General features: G+C 63.1%; 16 protein-coding genes, 1 rRNA gene and 2 pseudogenes. 7 read left to right on the top strand and 12 right to left on the bottom strand.

The features are described from left to right. Window positions 1–190: ribosomal RNA gene (locus tag VA602_RS11400) — 16S ribosomal RNA — on the bottom strand; the annotation flags it as partial. 454 nt (window positions 191–644) lie between these two features. On the opposite strand from VA602_RS11400, the gene VA602_RS11395 reads away from it, so the two are divergent. Next, window positions 645–1,538 carry a formate/nitrite transporter family protein gene (locus VA602_RS11395; RefSeq protein WP_153774043.1) on the top strand — a complete coding sequence of 298 codons (894 nt, stop codon included), beginning with the start codon at window positions 645–647 and terminating at the stop codon, window positions 1,536–1,538. A 3-nt stretch (window positions 1,539–1,541) separates the two neighbouring features. Here the strand turns inward: VA602_RS11395 and VA602_RS11390 are convergent, their stop codons facing one another. Then, on the bottom strand, window positions 1,542–2,636 hold the full coding sequence (locus VA602_RS11390) for an MBL fold metallo-hydrolase (RefSeq protein ID WP_323453248.1): 1,095 nt from the start codon (window positions 2,634–2,636) through the stop codon (window positions 1,542–1,544). A 128-nt stretch (window positions 2,637–2,764) separates the two neighbouring features. Here VA602_RS11390 and VA602_RS11385 point away from each other — a divergent pair, with 128 nt between their 5' ends. Continuing rightward, entirely contained in the window at window positions 2,765–3,841 is a 1,077-nt protein-coding gene (locus tag VA602_RS11385; RefSeq protein ID WP_323453247.1) for a diguanylate cyclase, read from the top strand. A 10-nt stretch (window positions 3,842–3,851) separates the two neighbouring features. Here VA602_RS11385 and VA602_RS11380 read toward each other — a convergent pair whose 3' ends face one another. Next, entirely contained in the window at window positions 3,852–4,172 is a 321-nt protein-coding gene (locus tag VA602_RS11380; RefSeq protein WP_323453246.1) for a DUF2025 family protein, read from the bottom strand. A gap of 165 nt (window positions 4,173–4,337) precedes the next feature. On the opposite strand from VA602_RS11380, the pseudogene VA602_RS11375 reads away from it, so the two are divergent. Beyond that, window positions 4,338–4,481, top strand: a pseudogene (locus VA602_RS11375) (SDR family oxidoreductase); the annotation flags it as partial. Here the strand turns inward: VA602_RS11375 and VA602_RS11370 are convergent. Beyond that, window positions 4,478–5,266 (bottom strand): LysR family transcriptional regulator, encoded by a 789-nt coding sequence (locus VA602_RS11370; RefSeq protein WP_323453245.1) that lies wholly within the window; start codon window positions 5,264–5,266, stop codon window positions 4,478–4,480. The pseudogene VA602_RS11375 and the gene VA602_RS11370 overlap by 4 nt on opposite strands. A 101-nt stretch (window positions 5,267–5,367) precedes the next feature. Here VA602_RS11370 and VA602_RS11365 point away from each other — a divergent pair, with 101 nt between their 5' ends. Continuing rightward, the gene (locus VA602_RS11365; protein WP_323453244.1) at window positions 5,368–6,096 is read left to right on the top strand and encodes an SDR family oxidoreductase; all 729 of its coding nucleotides are present in this window, start codon (window positions 5,368–5,370) and stop codon (window positions 6,094–6,096) included. A gap of 47 nt (window positions 6,097–6,143) precedes the next feature. Here VA602_RS11365 and VA602_RS11360 read toward each other — a convergent pair whose 3' ends face one another. From VA602_RS11360 to VA602_RS11330, 7 genes are all read right to left on the bottom strand, one after another. Then, window positions 6,144–7,013: an efflux RND transporter periplasmic adaptor subunit gene (locus VA602_RS11360; RefSeq protein ID WP_054891738.1), complete on the bottom strand. Its 870-nt coding sequence runs from the start codon at window positions 7,011–7,013 to the stop codon at window positions 6,144–6,146. Window positions 7,014–7,024: 11 nt separating this feature from the next. Next, complete coding sequence (locus tag VA602_RS11355; RefSeq protein WP_054891739.1) at window positions 7,025–7,231, bottom strand: DUF1656 domain-containing protein; 207 nt, start codon at window positions 7,229–7,231, stop codon at window positions 7,025–7,027. Further along, window positions 7,218–9,206: an FUSC family protein gene (locus VA602_RS11350; protein WP_063543512.1), complete on the bottom strand. Its 1,989-nt coding sequence runs from the start codon at window positions 9,204–9,206 to the stop codon at window positions 7,218–7,220. The genes VA602_RS11355 and VA602_RS11350 overlap by 14 nt, the downstream gene beginning before the upstream one ends. A gap of 160 nt (window positions 9,207–9,366) precedes the next feature. Continuing rightward, the gene (gene ccoM, locus VA602_RS11345; protein WP_054891741.1) at window positions 9,367–9,483 is read right to left on the bottom strand and encodes a cytochrome c oxidase subunit CcoM; all 117 of its coding nucleotides are present in this window, start codon (window positions 9,481–9,483) and stop codon (window positions 9,367–9,369) included. Window positions 9,484–9,616: 133 nt separating this feature from the next. Then, window positions 9,617–9,778 (bottom strand): hypothetical protein, encoded by a 162-nt coding sequence (locus tag VA602_RS11340; protein ID WP_172964788.1) that lies wholly within the window; start codon window positions 9,776–9,778, stop codon window positions 9,617–9,619. Between the two features lie 67 nt (window positions 9,779–9,845). Beyond that, window positions 9,846–10,184, bottom strand: a complete 339-nt coding sequence (locus tag VA602_RS11335; protein WP_054891742.1) for a hypothetical protein — start codon at window positions 10,182–10,184, stop codon at window positions 9,846–9,848. A 110-nt stretch (window positions 10,185–10,294) separates the two neighbouring features. Continuing rightward, window positions 10,295–10,990, bottom strand: a complete 696-nt coding sequence (locus tag VA602_RS11330) for a M949_RS01915 family surface polysaccharide biosynthesis protein (protein ID WP_323453243.1) — start codon at window positions 10,988–10,990, stop codon at window positions 10,295–10,297. 118 nt (window positions 10,991–11,108) lie between these two features. Between VA602_RS11330 and rapA the strand changes: the two genes are divergently transcribed. After that, window positions 11,109–13,955 carry an RNA polymerase-associated protein RapA gene (gene rapA / locus VA602_RS11325; protein WP_323453242.1) on the top strand — a complete coding sequence of 949 codons (2,847 nt, stop codon included), beginning with the start codon at window positions 11,109–11,111 and terminating at the stop codon, window positions 13,953–13,955. A gap of 232 nt (window positions 13,956–14,187) precedes the next feature. After that, window positions 14,188–16,452 (top strand): putative bifunctional diguanylate cyclase/phosphodiesterase, encoded by a 2,265-nt coding sequence (locus tag VA602_RS11320; RefSeq protein ID WP_323453241.1) that lies wholly within the window; start codon window positions 14,188–14,190, stop codon window positions 16,450–16,452. On the opposite strand, the gene VA602_RS11315 is transcribed toward VA602_RS11320, so the two are convergent. Continuing rightward, window positions 16,352–17,239 (bottom strand): NAD(P)-dependent oxidoreductase, encoded by an 888-nt coding sequence (locus tag VA602_RS11315; protein ID WP_063543504.1) that lies wholly within the window; start codon window positions 17,237–17,239, stop codon window positions 16,352–16,354. The genes VA602_RS11320 and VA602_RS11315 overlap by 101 nt on opposite strands. A gap of 194 nt (window positions 17,240–17,433) precedes the next feature. Between VA602_RS11315 and VA602_RS11310 the strand changes: the two are divergent. After that, a pseudogene (locus VA602_RS11310) lies at window positions 17,434–17,717 on the top strand (hypothetical protein); the annotation flags it as partial.

Genomic DNA, 17,717 nt, shown 5'->3' with positions numbered 1-17,717 from the left:
TTCTCCCGTAGGACGTATGCGGTATTAGCGCTCCTTTCGAAACGTTGTCCCCCACTACCAGGCAGATTCCTAGGCATTACTCACCCGTCCGCCGCTGAATCAAGGAGCAAGCTCCCGTCATCCGCTCGACTTGCATGTGTTAGGCCTGCCGCCAGCGTTCAATCTGAGCCATGATCAAACTCTTCAGTTCAATACTGCTTGGGTTTTTAAGAAACCCTAAACTTGGCTCAGCAATCTCAAATGACTATGTGATTTCTCGCATGGCCACTTGTGATGCTGATAATCTTGGCGACTATCAGTCCGCACTCACAAGCACCCACACGAATTGCTTGATTCGATTTGTTAAAGAGCGTTTGGTTAAGAGCCTTTCGTCTCAACCGAGGCGCGCATTCTACGCTTTCCTCATTTGCTGTCAAGCGTTTATTTTGAAGTTTTTTCAAACCGCTTTCTTTCAAAAGCCTTCAACGTCAACGACTTACCGACTGCCTCGCTGCGTTCATCGCTGCGAGGAGGCGAATAATACGTGGTTTGAAATCAGAGTCAACACTTTGATCCAAAAAAACTTTTATCCGCCTCCATGAGCTCACCGGCAACTAAATCGAGCGCAATCGATCTGTAGAGAAACATCCCAGGAGCGCGACACGATGAGCCAAGCGCAGAACGAGAAAACCCCAGGCCTGTCGGCAGATGAAGAGCAGGAAGTCAGCCATAACCAGCCACCCCGCGCAGCAGTACTGCACGAGATCATCCGCGCCCAGGGCGATCAGGAACTGGAACGCACCCTGGCAGCCCTGTGGTGGTCGGCACTGGCCGCCGGCCTGACCATGGGCCTGTCGCTGATGGCGATGGGACTGTTCTATGCACGCCTGCCAGACAACGACAGCAGCCAGGTGATTGCCAGCCTCGGCTACGCTGCCGGTTTTCTTGCCGTGATCCTCGCTCGCCAACAGTTGTTCACCGAAAACACCCTGACTGCCGTGCTGCCGGTAATGACCGCCCCTACCCTCGCCAACCTCGGCCGCTTGATACGCCTGTGGACAGTGGTGCTGATGGGCAATCTCGCCGGCACCTTGCTGGTGGCCTGGGTGATGCTCGAGCTGCCGATCTTCGACAGCAAGACCGATGTGGCCTTCCTCGAAATCGGGCGCAAGGTGATGCACAACGATCCGAGCCAGATGTTTGCCAAGGGCATCATCTCGGGCTGGATGATCGCGACCATGGTCTGGATGATCCCATCCATGGAGAACGCCAAGATCTGGATCATCCTGATGATCACCTACCTGATGGCCCTGGGCGACTTCACCCATATCGTCGTCGGCTCGGTAGAAGTGTCTTATCTGGTCTGGGCCGGAGAGCAGACCTGGCCCAGCTTCTGGCTGGAGTTCGCCCTGCCGACCCTGGCCGGCAACATCATCGGTGGCAGCTTCATCTTCGCCCTCATCAGCCACGCCCAGGTACGCAGCGACAGCGGCAAGCCGCCGTCGAAGCTGCTGGATGATGAACAGGAGTCGCCAATAAAGAAGGGCCGTGAAAGCTGATACTCAGCGCACCGCCACTGCACGCTCGGTGCTGTCGCCTCGCTGACGCGAAGGCCTGGGCTGCCACCAGTTCTGCCCTGCATGGGGCGAATCCAGACTGACGCGCTCGCCCATCTGTGGCGTGCTCAACGGTACCTCGGCCTGCGCCGCGAGCGCGAAGATGCGCTCAAAAGGCTCCTGCCAGCTGTGCAGGGAGAGATCGAACGTTCCGTTGTGGATCGGCAGCATCCAGCGTCCGCGCAGATCCAGGTGCGCTTGCAGGCTCTGCTCAGGCTGCATATGCACATTGGGCCAGGCCAGGTTGTAGGCACCGGTCTCCATCAATGTCAGATCGAAGGGTCCGAAGCGCTCGCCGATTTCGCGAAAGCCTTCGAAATATCCGGTATCACCACTGAAGAACAGGCGCAGCCCCTCATCGATCACCACCCACGACGCCCACAAGGTGCTGTTACTGTCGAACAGGCCGCGCCCAGAAAAGTGCTGCGCCGGTGTGGCGACGAAACGCACGCCTGCGACTTCGGTTTCCTGCCACCAGTCCAGTTGACGCACCTTGTCGCTCCGCACACCCCACTCGACCAAACGATCGCCCACGCCCAGCGGTGCAAGAAACTGGCCGGTGCTTGGCGCCAGCTGGCGTATGGCCGACTCATCGAGATGATCGAAATGGTCGTGGGACAGAATCACCGCTGCCAGCGGCGGAAGCTGGTCGATTGCCAGCGGCGAAGCGTGGAAGCGCAGCGGGCCGGCCCATTGCACGGGCGAGGCGCGTTCGGCAAATACCGGGTCTGTAATGAAGAAGTGCCCACGCAGTTTCAGCAGTACCGTGGAATGGCCCAGACGCCAGAGGCTGTGGTCCGGGGCATCGAGTACCTGCTGGCGGGTCATCGGCTGCAGGCTCGGGGGAGTGGCAGGACGTGTCTCGGGAGGTTTGCGCAGCAGCAGATACTTGAGGCCGATGCGCAACTTCTTGAGCACGCCATCCTTGGGCAGCTCGGCCTGGTTGTGAAAACGCCCATCCCTGTAAGGTGCCGGCTCGCCGGCGGGGGAAGCCATGGGGGCCATGAGCAGGAGCACTCCGAGGAGAAACAAAGGCTTCATGCTACCTCACAATGATCGGATCAACCGTGAATTGGCTTGTAAGGTCATTTTTCCGCCATGAATCATTGTTCAACAATATTCATGCAACTTATGCGATAAACGGCTTCTGCAGAAAAAGAACGATAGACATGATCGACAACAGAAGCGGCAAGGGGCTCTCCTTCGTCAGGCGCATCTATCTGCCGCGGACCATCGGCATGGGCATCGGCCTGTTCAGCGTCATGGCGGCACTTGCCCCGCTGCAACCACCCACCTGGGTGTGGCTGCTGATGCTATTCAACGGCCTGGCCTGGCCGCACCTGGCTTATCAATGGGCGATCCGCTCCCCTGCCCCCTACCGCGCCGAACAGCGCAACCTGTTGCTCGATTCGCTGAGCGGCGGTTTCTGGGCCGCGGCCATTCATTTCAATCCGTTGCCGACCGTGACCATCCTGTCGATGATGACCATGAACAACGTCGCTGCAGGCGGCAAGCGCATGGTACTGCGCGGGTTGCTCGCGCAGCTGACAGGCATGCTGCTGGCCATGGCGCTGTTCGGCCCCGGGCTGCAATTGCAAGCCACGGCATTGCAGGTCTATGCCTGCCTGCCAATGTTGACGCTCTACCCGCTGGCGCTCGGTTGGGTCTGCTATCAATTGGCGATCAAACTGGCCGACCACAAGCGTCGACTGAGCGCCCTGAGCCGCACCGACAGCCTCACCGGGCTGCTCAACCATGGCTCATGGAAAGACTTGCTGCTGCTGAGGTTCCAGATCTGCCACCAGCAGCAGGCCCCGGCCGTGATCGCCCTGATCGACATCGACCATTTCAAGACCATCAATGACACCTTCGGCCACGTGGTCGGCGATTGCGTGCTGCGCCAGCTGAGCCACGAGCTCAAGCGCGTCCTGCGCGACGATGACCTGGCCGGGCGCTACGGCGGTGACGAGTTCTGTCTGATCCTGCCTGCCACCGATCAAGACCAGGCCGGCGTTGCGATGGAGCGCCTGCGTGAGCAGGTCAGCGCCTATCGCAACCCGCAACTGCCGGAATTGCGCATCAGCCTCAGCATAGGCCTCTCGGCTTATCACCCCGGACTGAAAACGCCCGAGCAGTGGCTTGAAGACGCCGACAAGGCCCTCTACACCGCCAAGCATCAAGGCCGCAACCAGGTCAACGTCGCCCGCAACGAGGCTGGTCCTCTCAAGCTGGCCTACCCCGACTGAACCTGCTCGCTCAGCGCAGGCTACGCTCGGCGACGATCTCCGGCAGGTCGGTGCGGCGCAAATAGACCCGCAGCGGCTCGCCAATGTTCAGGCGATCGTCCACATGCTGTCGCAGCAACAGTGCCAGACGCTCACGGCAGAGCGCCATGCGCCGCCCCGACTCGGGACGCCAGACGAACTCGCTGCAGGGCGTGATGCTCGCATCCGCGACATCCATACCGAATGCGTCCTCGGAAAAGCGCACGATATGCGTGCCACGCTTGCCGTGAAAACCGACGAAGCCGTTGAGCTGCTCGGCAGCTGTGCAGATATCCTGGGATGTAATGGCCATGACGTTACCTCGCAAAGAAATCGGAAGGAACGCACGCCAGGCGGGAACGGTTGCCTCTGTCGGGCAACGCGCAGATCGTTTGTTGCGCAGCCTAACGCAACCTGCGCCGCCTTCGCCAAGGTTTTTCAGCGAGCGCCGGATAACGCCGGATCGAGCTGATCGGCCAACGCCTTCGCGGCCAGCAATACTGCCCTGGGCCGCGCCGGCCTGCCCGACGATATCGGCGCAGCCATCGCCCTGCTGCTTGAGGAGGGTAATGGCTGGATTACCGGGCAGCGTCTGGAAGTCTCCGGCGGCATGTTCCTCTAACCCAGGCTGCTGCCGCTCAGCGCCTGCTGCAAGCTCGCCAGGGCAGGAATGTCCAGCGCCTGGGCGGCGTAGCACAACCCGACCCGACGCCTCAGCGCCGGGCCGGGCCCTGGTTGCCAGTAGACCCCTGGGTGGCGCTCGGCCAGCGACTGCGGCAACCAGGCCGCGCCCAGTCCGGCGGCGACCAGCGCCAACGCCAGTTGCAATGATCCGGCCTGTGCCACCTGCTCACCCTCGCCATACAGCCCCATCAGGCGCTGGTGCGAAGGATGCTGCGGGCAGGTGACCCAGCGACCGTCGGCCTGGCTGCCGGTGGCCATGACCAGGACAAACGACTCTTCCCACAGCGCCAGGAAGAGCTCATCCTCACAGCGCTCGGCTTCATCGGCCAACCGCGCATCGCCCTCGCAACCGTCCAGCAACGTCAATTGCAGCCCAGGCACAGCCTGAGCCGCAAGACGCACGCATGCTTCGACCTGGGCCGGGGCGATATCGGCCTCGATACCCAACGCGAGCGGGACACGCTCCTGCTCCTGGCGAAAGCGCAGGCGCAGCGCCTCGGCTTCGGCAACCATGCGGCACGCCTGCGGATACAGCGCCCGCGCCTGCTCGCTGACGTCCACACCGCGGGCCTGGCGCAGGAACAGGCTGACGCCGAGGTCCTCCTCGAGTTGCCGGATGGTCACTGACAATGTCGGCTGAGCCACGCACAAGCGCTGCGCGGCCAAAGTGATGTTGCGCTCTTCGAACACGACGATGAACGCCTTGAGATGACGAATATCCATAGATAAAACCGATGCCAGCCAGAGGAATAAGCCGTTTTTCATGGCCTGGATCGATGCTTACAATCCTGGCCATCGAAAACGATTATGCCTTGGAGGCGCTCATGTACAAACCTCTGATCATTATCACCGGCGCCAGCTCCGGTATCGGGGCCGCCACGGCCCAGCAATTCTCGGCCGCAGGTCACCCGCTGCTGCTGATCGCTCGTCGCCTGGAACGTCTCGAAGCATTGGCCCTGCCCAACTGCCTGTGTCGCGCCGTGGACATTCGCGACCGTGCCGCACTGGTGGCGGCGGTGAACGAAGCCGAAGCCGTGTACGGCCCGGCCGATGCGCTGGTGAACAATGCCGGCGTGATGCTTCTGGGCCAGGTGCACGAGCAGGATCCAGAGCAGTGGGACCGGATGATCGACATCAACGTCAAAGGCCTGCTCAACGGTGTGCATGCACTGGCCAGCGGCATGGTCGCACGCCGCGCCGGCACCCTGATCAACGTCAGCTCCGTCGCCGGGCGCAAGACCTTCCCCAATCATGTCGCCTACGTCGGCACCAAATTCGCCGTGCATGGCCTGTCGGAAAACCTGCGCGAAGAGCTGGCGCCACACAACGTGCGTGTCGTCACCATCGCGCCGGGCGCGGTCGAGACCGAGCTGCTCGGCCACACCAGCGACGAGGGCATCAAGCGCGACTACGAGTCGTGGAAAGCCAATGACATGGGCGGCGTAGTGCTCAAGGCCGAGGATGTGGCCGGGGCGATCGTCTGGGCGTACCAGCAGCCGCAACATGTGTGCATCCGCGAGATCGTCCTGGCAGCCACTGCCCAGCAACCCTGATGGCAAGCGCTCCCACGGGCACGCTAGGTGCCTGTGGGGGCGCTTGCTCAGCGCTGTACTTCATCCTCCCGAACCTGCACGCTTGCGGTCATCCCTGCGCTGAGATTCACCCCTGCGGGGATCTCGTCCAGCCTGATCCTCACCGGTATCCGCTGCGCCAACCTGACCCAGTTGAAGGTCGGCTCCACCTCCGGCAACAACTGTCCGTCCGGGGTCGAGTTGCGGTCAGTGATGCCCCGGCTGATGCTCTCCACATGCCCATGCATGGCCTCCCCCGCCCCCATCAGCCAGACCTTCACCGGATCCCCGACACGAATGCGCGGCAGCTTGGTTTCCTCGAAATAGGCCTGGATATAGAAGGTCGAGTCGTCCACCAGCGCCATCATCGATTGCCCGGTATTGACGTAGTTGCCTTGGGCCAGTCGCAGGTTGGTGATGTGACCGTCGCGCGGTGCGCGCACTTCGCTACGGGCCAGGTTGATCTTGGCCACCTGCAGTTGCGCTTGCGCCTCGTGCAGTTCACCACGGGCGATGGCAGCGTTGATCTGGGCGTTCTCGCGCAGCTCGGCGCTGATCGCCTCCGGCCCAAGGGCCGTGCGCCGAGCCGCTTCGCGCTCACGCAGGCGCAACTGCTGGGTGCGGGTTTCAGCCACGGCACTGGCCTGGTCGAAAGCCGCCTGGAAGCGCTCGTGATCGATGATCATCAAGACATCGCCGGCCTTCACCGGCTGGTTGTCGTGTACCCGCAGTTCGCGCACCCAGCCGGACACGTCCGGGGCGATCACCACCACATCGGCCCGCACCCGCGCATCGCGCGTCCAGGGGGTAAGCATGTAGTACTGCCAGAGGTGATATCCGGCAAACACGGCAATGGCCACCACGCACAGGGTGACCAGGGTACGTACAGCTGTACGCATGGACTGACTCCTTACAAAGGTCCCAACAGATGTACCACCAACGACAGCACACAGACGAACAACGCCGCATCGAACAGCGCTTCATGCCAGATCCAGCGACCGAGTGGCGTCGCCTGCACCACCCAGCGCAACAGCCCAGTAAGCACCAACGCCATCAACACGTAGATCAGAAACGGGCTGAGCAATACGCCGCCCAGCGCCCACTCACGCAACCCCATGGACTTCCTCCTGCCAACGGCACCACTTGCCCCAGCTCTTCTGCAATTGCAGGACCGCGCCGATAGCCAGGCGCAGCGGGTCGCTCGACGGCTGGCGGCGCAGGGCCTCGATGAACTGCTCGCTGGCGGCATCCAGACGCTGGCCGCGCCCAGGCGCAGGGCCACTGGCCAGAACCGCCTCCAGTTGCTGCAGGTACTGGCGCTCGGCACCGGCCAACGGTACCTGGGCCACCGCCAGGCACATGCGCAGGTGCACCAGTTCGTCACCGATGTCCAAGCCATGCAGGCCATCGTCCCAACGCTTGCGCTCGGCCTCGGGCAACTCGCTGGCATGACGGGCCAACTGCATCAGGCGATCGGCCATGCGTCCACCAAACCAACTGTCGGCGCCCCGCAGGTCGCGATGGGTCAGGCGAACCAGGTCGCTCTGGGTGGCGGCCCTCAGGCGCCGACCCAGCCACTTCGGATGACGCAGCACGACCAACCGAAACGCCAGTACCGCCGCCCCCACACCGATGAGCATGGCCTGGGCGCTGTTGAGCATGCTGGCCACGTCGAAGTGCATGGCGTTCAGAGGCGCCACCAGCACGATGAAATGCAGGCAGTACGAAGTCGCCGTCGGCCCCGTGCGCGGATGGGCCATGCCCAGCGCACCGAAGAACAGCGGTACGCCCATGCCAAGACACAGCAAGGCGAAACTGCTCCATTGTGGCAACAGGATCTGCCCAACGAAAAACGCCACCGGAATCGCCAGCAAGATGCCACGCAGAAAGCTCAAGCCGATCTGCGCGCCGTTCTCGCGGCTGGCGAACAGGCTGCAGACCACGCAGGTCAGCACCAGGCCTCCGGGGGCCGAGGGCCAGGCCGTGGCCAGCCAGAAACTGCTCATGACCAGAAACGCCAACGCACTGCGCGAACCGAACAGCAGCGCCAGCGGCAGGTCGCGATGCGCCGCCAGGCCCAGCGATACGTCCTTGGGCGTTCGCCCTTCCTCCACATCGAGCAGCGCCTGGGTGGCGGCCATGGCGAAGTCCAGCAGCAGGGCCAGGCGCGCCAGGCAGAAATGCTCGGCGGGGCTGATCTGTTCGTCGTGGGCTGCGTCCCAGATACGTTGGCGCAATAACAGAAGGCTGGGCTGATCGGGATTGGCCAACTGGGTCCGGACCTCCTCCAGCCAGGGCGCCAGGTGCGCCGCTTGCTGTTCGTCGAGCTGACGCCACTGACGACGCACCGAACGCGAAATGCGCAGCAGCACCATCAGCTTCTGGCTCAGGCCACGGATTGCGCGGGCCCGCTGGCGGCCACGACTGCCTTCGAACCAGGCATGTTCACGCTGAACGTCGATGGCGACGATACGCCCAAGGATGTCCAGCAGCCCCTGGCGCGCCTCGTCTTCACCGCCGAGCATGGCGCTGGCGGTCTGCATGCCGTTCTGCCAGGCCTGCCGCGCCTGGCCGCCGAGTTGCTGCTCGACGCGCATCGGCCAGATCAGCGCGCTGGTGGCTGTGGCGCAGACGATGCCCAGGCAGATTTCGGTGCAGCGCGCCACCGCCTGGTCGAACACCTGTAAAGGGTGGTCGATCGCTGGCAATGCGATGATCGCTGCGGTATAGCCAGCCAGCACAAAGGCGTACGCCCAGGCACTGCGCAACTGGGTTGAAGCAGCGGTACAGAGCGCCAGCCACAAGGCAAGGGTCAGCAGGAACAACCACGGGGTCTGGGCGAACAGGCCGATGAACACCACCGACATGAACGTACCGACCAGGGTGCCGGCCAGTCGCGCCAGCCCCTTCTGCACCACCATGCCCGACAGCGGCTGGGCCACGATGAACGCCGTCATCAAGGCCCAGGCGGGTTGTTCCAACCCCCAGCGCAGCGCCAGCCACAGCGCCAGTCCACCGCCCAGCAGGGTCTTGATGGCGAACTTCAGAGCGGGGCTGGTGGGTGCGAACAGGGCCTGGAGGGTGATGGGCACGAAGCGGACCTTGCGGGGGGATATTAATAGAACGATAGACAACGAAAGGAAGAATAAAATGCAATCAACTAATTAGCTAGCTAATCATCTTTTAAAACGGCAAAAAAATAGGCGACCGAAGTCGCCCTAAATGCCTTGCGTGCTCGTATACCCGGAAGGATCAGCGCGATTTGCGCTTGTTCGCATCCTTCCAGATGAAAAGTCCCAGACCGGCAAAGAACGTCAACATCAACCCGACTGTCACCACACCGGCGATCACCACGTTGTCGAAGAACATGTCGGCCTCCCGATTCGTTGCCGTTGTCCGATGTGTGCAAGGTAACGAATGTGCGGGGAGGAGAAATTGACCAGGGTCAATAGGGCCCGGGACCGGGCACAAGAGGGGGCGCAGGTTTGACCTGCATCAGTTTTCAGCGCTTCTTGGGCTTGCTTTTGCCTTTCTTCTTCTTGCTTTTGCTCAACGGCATGGCCTGTTCGAAGGCCTGGCGCATTTCATCCAGGCGCTTGTCCTTGATGTCGTGGATGCGTTTGGCGCGCTCGGCGCCGAAGTCGATCAGGTTGTCTTGGCTCATGGGCGGGCTCGACTGACAGCGGATGCGCCCATGATGAAGCCTGATGGCGACGCTGAACAGCCCCGTCTCAGACTTCGATATCCACCAGCAACCCCTGACGCGGGCGCTCACCGAGCGGCGCCACCGGCACGGTATTGTCGGCATTGAGTTCATCGCCGGGCATGGCGCTGTAGAGTTCTTCCTGCTCGTCCTGGCGGCGTTGCTGACGGCGCTGCTGCTGGCGGCGTTGTTCCTCACGCAGCCGATAGGCTTCATCCTGCGGATCGCGCTGCTGCTTGAGGTCGATGGTGCCATCGCTGGAGGCAGGCTGGGCCGGAACCACCGGAGGAATATTGGGGCTCTGCTTGACGGGGTCTTGTTGCGAGGTCACGGGCACGGCACTGAGCGGAATAATCGGCGGCAGCATGAGTCGGTTCTCCTGTAGCCACTGTGTCGGCCAGCCGCGGTGCGCCTTGAGCACATGGGCAAGGGTTTGTGCGGCCGGTCACAATACCGCTTGCAAAGTATAGACCGCGATCATTCGCCTTCGTCGTCGGGATCGTCGTCAGCGGGCTGGCTGGCTTCGCTCCAGGGCCGCTTGTAGACCTGCTGCCAGACCGCGTCCATGTGTTCGCGCAACACCTGCGGCGCGTTCTTCAATGACGCACTGTCCTCGCGCTCGCCGCCGATGGGCTCCTCGCCCGCCGGGCTGATCTGCGACTGACCACTGATGCTGTAGATCGCCTCGCCTTCGCGCAGTTCGATGCTGATGTCATGCGGGTCGATGCCGCCGCCACAGAAGGCGTGGCTGGCCACGGTGACTTCGGCGACACCATCCTTGTTCAGGTCGGTGACGTCGCTGACATCGGTATAGAAGTCGACATCCAGGTCCAGCCCCGGGCACGTTGTCTCCTGATCGATCTGCCAGCGTGGCTTGAACGCCTCGCTTTCGCTCGCACGCCCATAGAGCGTGGCCTTGAGCACGACCTTGTCGACTTCCTGTTCGCTGTCGGCATCGGTCGCCTGGCCGTCCACACGGCTGAGCACCAGCAGGCCTTCGCCTTCGCGGTCGTGGAAATGCACGCTCTTGAGCGGCGTCTGAACGCCCAGTACTTCCAGTTGCTCGACCGGAATCGGCGCGAGGATCTCGAACTTCTTCTGGTCACAGGCTGCGAGCAGCGCCAGGCTGCCCACGGCCAGGGAGAAGTTCAACCAGCGGTGCGTGACAGGCATGTTGGCGCGAGGCCCTCGTTGACTGAAGGGTATTCGTCGATGAAGTGGCTGAACGCTTTGGTCCGCCGGGCCTATCCGTTAAGATAGTGCGCTTTTTCATCGCGGGAGTTCAGGCAGTATGGCGCAGCAGTATCAACCGGGGCAACGCTGGATCAGCGACAGCGAAGCCGAGCTCGGCCTGGGAACCATCCTGGCGCAGGATGGCCGCCTGCTGACCGTGCTCTATCCGGCCACTGGCGATACCCGCCAGTACTCGCTACGCAACGCGCCGCTGACCCGCGTGCGCTTCTCGCCGGGTGACCAGATCACTCACTTCGATGGCTGGAAGCTGACCGTGCGCGAGGTCGAGGATGTCGATGGCCTGCTGGTCTACCATGGCCTGGACGGGCAGAACCAGGCGCGTACCCTGCCTGAGACGCAACTGTCGAACTTCATCCAGTTCCGCCTGGCCAGCGACCGTCTGTTCGCCGGACAGATCGACCCGCTGTCGTGGTTCTCGCTGCGCTACAACACCCTGCAGCACAGCAGCAAGCAGATGCTCTCCTCGCTCTGGGGCCTGGGCGGCTGCCGCGCCCAGCCGATCGCCCACCAGTTGCACATTGCCCGTGAAGTCGCCGACCGTATCGCCCCGCGGGTATTGCTGGCCGACGAAGTAGGCTTGGGCAAGACCATCGAGGCGGGCCTGGTCATCCACCGCCAATTGCTGACGGGCCGTGCCAGCCGCGTGCTGATCCTGGTTCCGGAAAACCTTCAGCACCAGTGGCTGGTCGAAATGCGCCGGCGCTTCAACCTGCAGGTGGCACTGTTCGACGCCGAGCGTTTCATCGAGAGCGATGCCAGCAACCCGTTCGAAGATGCCCAACTGGCGCTGGTGGCGCTGGAGTGGCTGGTCGACGATGAAAAGGCCCAGGACGCCCTGTTCGCCGCCGGCTGGGACCTGATGGTGGTCGACGAAGCCCACCACCTGGTATGGCACGAGGAGCAGGCCAGTGCCGAATACGCGCTGGTCGAGCAGTTGGCCCAGGTCATTGCTGGCGTGCTGCTGCTCACTGCAACCCCCGAACAGCTTGGCCAGGACAGTCATTTCGCCCGCCTGCGCCTGCTGGACCCCAACCGTTTCCACGACCTGGCCGCCTTCCGCGCCGAGAGCGAGCACTATCGCCCAGTAGCCGAAGCCGTCCAGGAGTTGCTCGACGAAGGCCGCCTGTCGCCCAAGGCCCACGCCACCATTCACAATTTCCTCGGCGCCGAGGGCGAAGCCCTGCTGGCCGCAGTCAGCGATGGTGACAGCCAGGCCAGCGCACGCCTGATTCGCGAATTGCTCGACCGCCATGGCACCGGCCGCGTGCTGTTCCGCAACACCCGCGCCGCGATCCAGGGCTTCCCCGAGCGTCAACTGCACCCCTACCCGCTCGCCAACCCCGAACCGTACAGCGCGCTGCCCGCCGGTGAGCGTGCCGAGCTGTACCCGGAAGTGGCCTTCCAGGCCCAGGGCGAAACCAGCGACGAAGAACGCTGGTGGCGCTTCGACCCACGGGTCGATTGGCTGATCGACACCCTGAAGATGCTCAAGCGCACCAAGGTGCTGGTGATCTGCGCCCACGCCGAAACCGCCATGGACCTGGAAGACGCCCTGCGTGTGCGCTCCGGCATCCCCGCGACGGTATTCCATGAAGGCATGAGCATCCTTGAGCGTGACCGCGCCGCCGCGTACTTTGCCGACGAAGAATTTGGCGCGCAGGTGCTGATCTGCTCGGAAATTGGCAGTGAAGGCCGCAACTTCCAGTTCGCCCACCACCTGGTGATGTTCGACCTGCCGGCGCACCCGGACCTGCTCGAGCAACGCATCGGTCGTCTCGACCGAATCGGTCAGAAACACACCATCCAGCTGCACATCCCGTACCTGCAGGACAGCCCGCAAGAGCGCCTGTTCCAGTGGTACCACGAAGGCCTGAATGCCTTCCTCAACACCTGCCCGACCGGCAGCGCCCTGCAGCACCAGTTCGGCACGCGCCTGCTGGCGCAACTGGTCGGCGGCGACAATGCCGCCTGGAGCGCCTTGGTCGCTGAAGCCCGCGGCGAGCGCGAGCGCCTGGAGGCCGAACTGCACAGCGGCCGCGACCGCCTGCTGGAGCTCAATTCCGGCGGCGCTGGCGAAGGCGAGGCACTGGTCGAGGCGATTCTCGAGCAAGATGACCAGTTCGCCCTGCCTATCTATATGGAAACCCTGTTCGACGCCTTCGGCATCGACAGCGAAGACCATTCGGAAAATGCGCTGGTGCTCAAACCCAGCGAGAAGATGCTCGACGCGAGCTTCCCGCTGGGCGACGACGAAGGCGTGACCATCACCTACGACCGTGGCCAGGCCCTGTCGCGCGAGGACATGCAGTTCCTGACCTGGGAACACCCGATGGTGCAGGGCGGCATGGACCTGGTGCTGTCCGGCTCGATGGGCAACACCGCCGTGGCGCTGATCAAGAACAAGGCGCTCAAGCCTGGCACCGTGCTGCTCGAACTGCTCTATGTCAGCGAGGTGGTGGCACCACGTAGCCTGCAACTGGGTCGCTACCTGCCCTCGGCCGCCTTGCGCTGCCTGCTCGATACCAATGGCAACGACCTGGCGCCGCGGGTTGCCTTCGAAACCCTCAACGACCAGCTCGAAAGCGTACCCAAGGCCAGCGCCAACAAGTTCATCCAGGCCCAGCGCGATGTCTTGGCCAAGCGCATCGCCGCTGGCGAGGCGAAGGTACTGCCGGTGCATGACGAGCGTGTCGCCGAGGCGCAGCGTCGCCTGGCCGCTGAAGCCGACGAGGAGCTGGCTCGCCTGACGGCGCTCAAGGCAGTCAACCCGAGCGTGCGTGACAGCGAGATCGATGCCCTGCGCAAGCAGCGCGAACAGGGCCTGGCGATGCTCGAAAAGGCCGCGCTGCGCCTGGAAGCGATTCGCGTGCTGGTGGCCGGCTGACAAAACGGCGAGCCCGCTCCCGCAGCGTTGTATATGCAGGAGCGGGCTTGCCCGCGAAGCACGCGCCGCCTCATCTGTTTTTATAACCTTCCGCTATTGACCTCATGTCCAAATGGTAGAGATCAAACTGCCATTAATCAGGAAGGCCTAGCTCCCCTTTCCTATACTCCGGTTTCAACGGTCTCCACCACGCTGTTTGGGGACGAGTGCAAACTCGACGAAGAGACAGGCAATGGAGTGGCTGGGACTTCAATTGTTCGCCGAGCTTCCGGCGAGCGGACAAATCATCCTCGACTGCCGTCATAACCCTTTCCTGGTCATGCTCGCCTACCTGGTGGCCTGCGCTGCATGCTTCGCCACCCTGGACATGGCCGAGCGGCAAAGTCACAGCGAGGGGCTCAACGCCCGCCGCCAATGGCGGATTCTGGGTGCCTGCTGCCTGGCCAGCGGTATCTGGGCCATGCACTTCATCAGCCTGCTGGCGTTCCAGGCGCCGCTTGAAGTGCATTACGACATGCCGCTGACCGCCCTCTCGCTGATCATCGCCCTGCTCGCCGCGTGGCTGGCAATGAACAGCCTCGATCGCACTGTGATGCAGTGGCGTCATTACCTGCAGGCTGCGCTGGCGATCGGCCTCGGCATCACCGTGATGCATTACGTCGGCATGGCCGCCCTGCAGACCAGCGCCCTGCAGTACTACCAGACCCCACTGCTGGTCGCCTCGCTGGGCATCGCCGTAGTCACCAGCCTGGTGGCGCTGCTGATGGCCCGACACTTTCGCAGTGGCAGCGGCACCCTGCATCTGGTGATGAAGTACGGCGCCAGCCTGATGATGGCGGCAGGCATCGTCCTCACCCACTTCACGGGCATGGCGGCACTGTCGCTGGTCATTCCAGACAACCTGCCCCTGCAACTGCCCTCGGCCAACAACAGCCTGCAGTTGGGGCTGACCATCGCGTTCATCACCCTGCTGATCAGTGGCAGCAGCATCAGCGCTGCACTGGCCGACAAGAAGCTGCAAAGCAAGGAACATGACCTGCGGCGGGTCAATGTGCTGCTCAGCCAGCTCGACCAGGCCCGTGCCTCGCTGCAACAGGCCGCCCACTACGATGCCTTGACCAACCTGATCAATCGCCGCGGCTTCAACCAGGTCTTTGCCGAACGCCTGGCCGAGCAGACCGCAAGCGAAGGCATGCTGGCCGTGATGTTCCTCGACATCGACCACTTCAAGCGCATCAACGACAGCCTCGGGCACGCCGCTGGCGACGAACTGCTCAAGGTGATCGCCGGACACATCAAGGCGGCGACCCGCTCCCAGGACGTGGTGGCGCGTTTTGGCGGCGATGAGTTCTGCATCGTCACCAGCCTGCACAACCGCGACGAGGCCCGCCACCTGGCACAACGCATCATGCAACGCATGAAGGAGCCCATCGACCTCGGCGGGCGACGCATGGTCATGACCACCAGTATCGGCATCAGTATCTTCCCCGACGATGGACGCAGCGCCGAGGAGCTGCTGAAGAATGCCGACCTGGCGCTTTACCAGTCCAAGGGGGGCGGACGCAACAACCTGAACTTCTTCAACAGCAGCCTGAAGACCCGCGCCACGCTCGAGTTGCAACTGGAAGAGGAACTGCGCGTGGCACTGCTCGAAGAGCGCGGATTGTGCGTGCATTACCAGCCGATCTTCGACCTGCACAGCGCACGGGTCGCCAAGCTGGAAGCCCTGGTACGCTGGCAGCACCCGCAGCATGGCCTGCTCGGCCCCGACCGCTTCATCGGTATTGCCGAAGCCAATGGCCTGATCGCCGAACTCGACCTCTGGGTACTGCGCCGCGCCTGCGAAGACGTGGCAGAACTCAACCGCCTGGGCTACGGACACCTCAAGGTCACGGTCAATTGCTCCGCCGTGACACTGGGGCGCGAGGAACTGGCCAGCGAAGTGGAGATGGCCTTGTTCCAGGCCGGTGTGGCTGCTCGCCAACTGGAACTGGAAGTCACCGAAAACGCCCTGATGGGCGATATCCATCGCACCATCAACCTGCTCAAACGCATCCGCGCCCAGGGCGTGGCCCTGTCGATCGACGACTTCGGCACCGGCTATTCATCGCTGGCCTACCTCAAGCGCCTTCCCCTGGACGTGCTGAAGATCGACCGCTCGTTCATCCAGGATGTGCCAGGCAGCCAGCAAGACCGAGAGATCGTCCAGGCCATCATCATCATGGCCCACACCCTGCACCTGCAGGTCGTCACCGAGGGGGTGGAAACCGACGAGCAACACGCATTTCTCGCCGCCCAGGGCTGCGACTTCCTTCAAGGCTACCTGCTCAGCCGTCCGGTACCGTTGACCGACCTGCCGCCGGTGCTGGAGCGGCTCGACAATCTGGACAGCGACTTCAGTCCCGAGCGCGGAACAGCTCTACCAGGGTCGCCGGATCGTTTTGCAGATGCCCCTGGCTGCCGTGCAGGCGCATCAGTTGCGCGGCGAGGCCACTGATGGGTGTTGCCGAACCTTGCTCGCGGGAAAACTTCACTGCAGTGTCGAGGTCCTTGAGCAAGGTGCGCACATGCCATTTGACCGGGGTGTAGCGACTTTGCGCCATCTGTGGCGCGAGGATCTGCAGCGGCCGGGAGTCGGCGAATCCGCCGCAAAGCGCTTCGGCGATCAGGCTGGCATCCACCCCTGAACGTTCGGCCAGGGCCACCACCTCGGCAATCACCAGGGCATTGCAGGCAACGATCATCTGGTTGCAGGCCTTGGTCACCTGGCCGGCACCAACCGCCCCCATGTGCGTCACGCGCTGGCCGAGGGTCAGCAACACCGGGCGCACGCGCGCCAGGTCCGCAGCGTCACCGCCCACCATGATCGCCAGGGTACCCGCCTCGGCGCCTGGCGTACCGCCGGACACTGGCGCATCCAGCCAGGCCATGCCGCACAGCGCCGCAAGCTCCGCGGCCATGTCGCGGGTGGCGGTTGGCTCGAGGCTGGAGAAATCCACCAGCAACTGGCCACTGCGCCCGCCCTGGGCGATGCCTTGCTCGCCGAACACCACCTCGCGGACCACGCCCGTGTCGGCCAGGCACAGCAGCACGATGTCAGTGTCACGGCACAACGCCGCCGGGCTCTCGGCCAGGCGTGCGCCAGCGGCGACCAGCTCGGCGCACTTCTGCGGGCTGCGGTTCCACACGGTCAGCGGGTAGCCGGCGGCCAGCAGACGACGGCACATCGGCAGGCCCATCAGGCCGATCCCGGCGAATCCCAGGGAAGGCAATGCAGTACTCATGAACGACTCCAGGCAAGGATTAAAGAAGCGCGACCTTCGGACGATGCAGTGCAGATGCCAGCGCAAACCCCTAACGACCATAGGGTAAACCCCTATCGCATAGGCAAAAGGCGCACTGCTACAGTCGCCGGATTTACGTAATGGCCAGATGACATATCTTCCGACCGTCCACCACTCCAGGCAAATGGCGCACTATGACCTCCAATAATACTTCTGCCAATGCAGTGCCCGAGCCCTCCACCAGCAGCACCTCGTTGACCCTCGGTGGCGGCCAGGCCACCCGCAACGTCCCCGCGCAATACCTGTACTTCACCGAGAGCGATATCCAGCGCATCCTCGACAACCTCGACGGCCTGCGTGACCTGGTATTCCCGCAGGGCCTGCACGCGGAAGACGAAAGCCAATTGCGTCTGGACCAGCAGTTCCCCTCGGTATGCCTGATCGGCCTGGGGCGCTGTGGTTCGAACATTGCCCTGGA

Origin of the sequence: Pseudomonas machongensis (assembly GCF_034961125.1) — a bacterium.
GTDB lineage: Bacteria > Pseudomonadota > Gammaproteobacteria > Pseudomonadales > Pseudomonadaceae > Aquipseudomonas > Aquipseudomonas machongensis.
The sequence above is the reverse complement of the archived record's forward strand: the minus strand, read 5'-3'. Positions and strand labels throughout refer to the sequence as shown.

Excerpts from the sequence above, each read along its gene's own strand:
- VA602_RS11395 (WP_153774043.1), top strand. The coding sequence starts at position 645 with ATGAGCCAAGCGCAGAACGAGAAAACCCCAGGCCTGTCGGCAGATGAA.
- VA602_RS11390 (WP_323453248.1), bottom strand. The coding sequence starts at position 2,636 with ATGAAGCCTTTGTTTCTCCTCGGAGTGCTCCTGCTCATGGCCCCCATG.
- VA602_RS11385 (WP_323453247.1), top strand. The coding sequence starts at position 2,765 with ATGATCGACAACAGAAGCGGCAAGGGGCTCTCCTTCGTCAGGCGCATC.
- VA602_RS11380 (WP_323453246.1), bottom strand. The coding sequence starts at position 4,172 with ATGGCCATTACATCCCAGGATATCTGCACAGCTGCCGAGCAGCTCAAC.
- VA602_RS11370 (WP_323453245.1), bottom strand. The coding sequence starts at position 5,266 with ATGGATATTCGTCATCTCAAGGCGTTCATCGTCGTGTTCGAAGAGCGC.
- VA602_RS11365 (WP_323453244.1), top strand. The coding sequence starts at position 5,368 with ATGTACAAACCTCTGATCATTATCACCGGCGCCAGCTCCGGTATCGGG.
- VA602_RS11360 (WP_054891738.1), bottom strand. The coding sequence starts at position 7,013 with ATGCGTACAGCTGTACGTACCCTGGTCACCCTGTGCGTGGTGGCCATT.
- VA602_RS11355 (WP_054891739.1), bottom strand. The coding sequence starts at position 7,231 with ATGGGGTTGCGTGAGTGGGCGCTGGGCGGCGTATTGCTCAGCCCGTTT.
- ccoM (WP_054891741.1), bottom strand. The coding sequence starts at position 9,483 with ATGTTCTTCGACAACGTGGTGATCGCCGGTGTGGTGACAGTCGGGTTG.
- VA602_RS11340 (WP_172964788.1), bottom strand. The coding sequence starts at position 9,778 with ATGAGCCAAGACAACCTGATCGACTTCGGCGCCGAGCGCGCCAAACGC.
- VA602_RS11335 (WP_054891742.1), bottom strand. The coding sequence starts at position 10,184 with ATGCTGCCGCCGATTATTCCGCTCAGTGCCGTGCCCGTGACCTCGCAA.
- VA602_RS11330 (WP_323453243.1), bottom strand. The coding sequence starts at position 10,990 with ATGCCTGTCACGCACCGCTGGTTGAACTTCTCCCTGGCCGTGGGCAGC.
- rapA (WP_323453242.1), top strand. The coding sequence starts at position 11,109 with ATGGCGCAGCAGTATCAACCGGGGCAACGCTGGATCAGCGACAGCGAA.
- VA602_RS11320 (WP_323453241.1), top strand. The coding sequence starts at position 14,188 with ATGGAGTGGCTGGGACTTCAATTGTTCGCCGAGCTTCCGGCGAGCGGA.
- VA602_RS11315 (WP_063543504.1), bottom strand. The coding sequence starts at position 17,239 with ATGAGTACTGCATTGCCTTCCCTGGGATTCGCCGGGATCGGCCTGATG.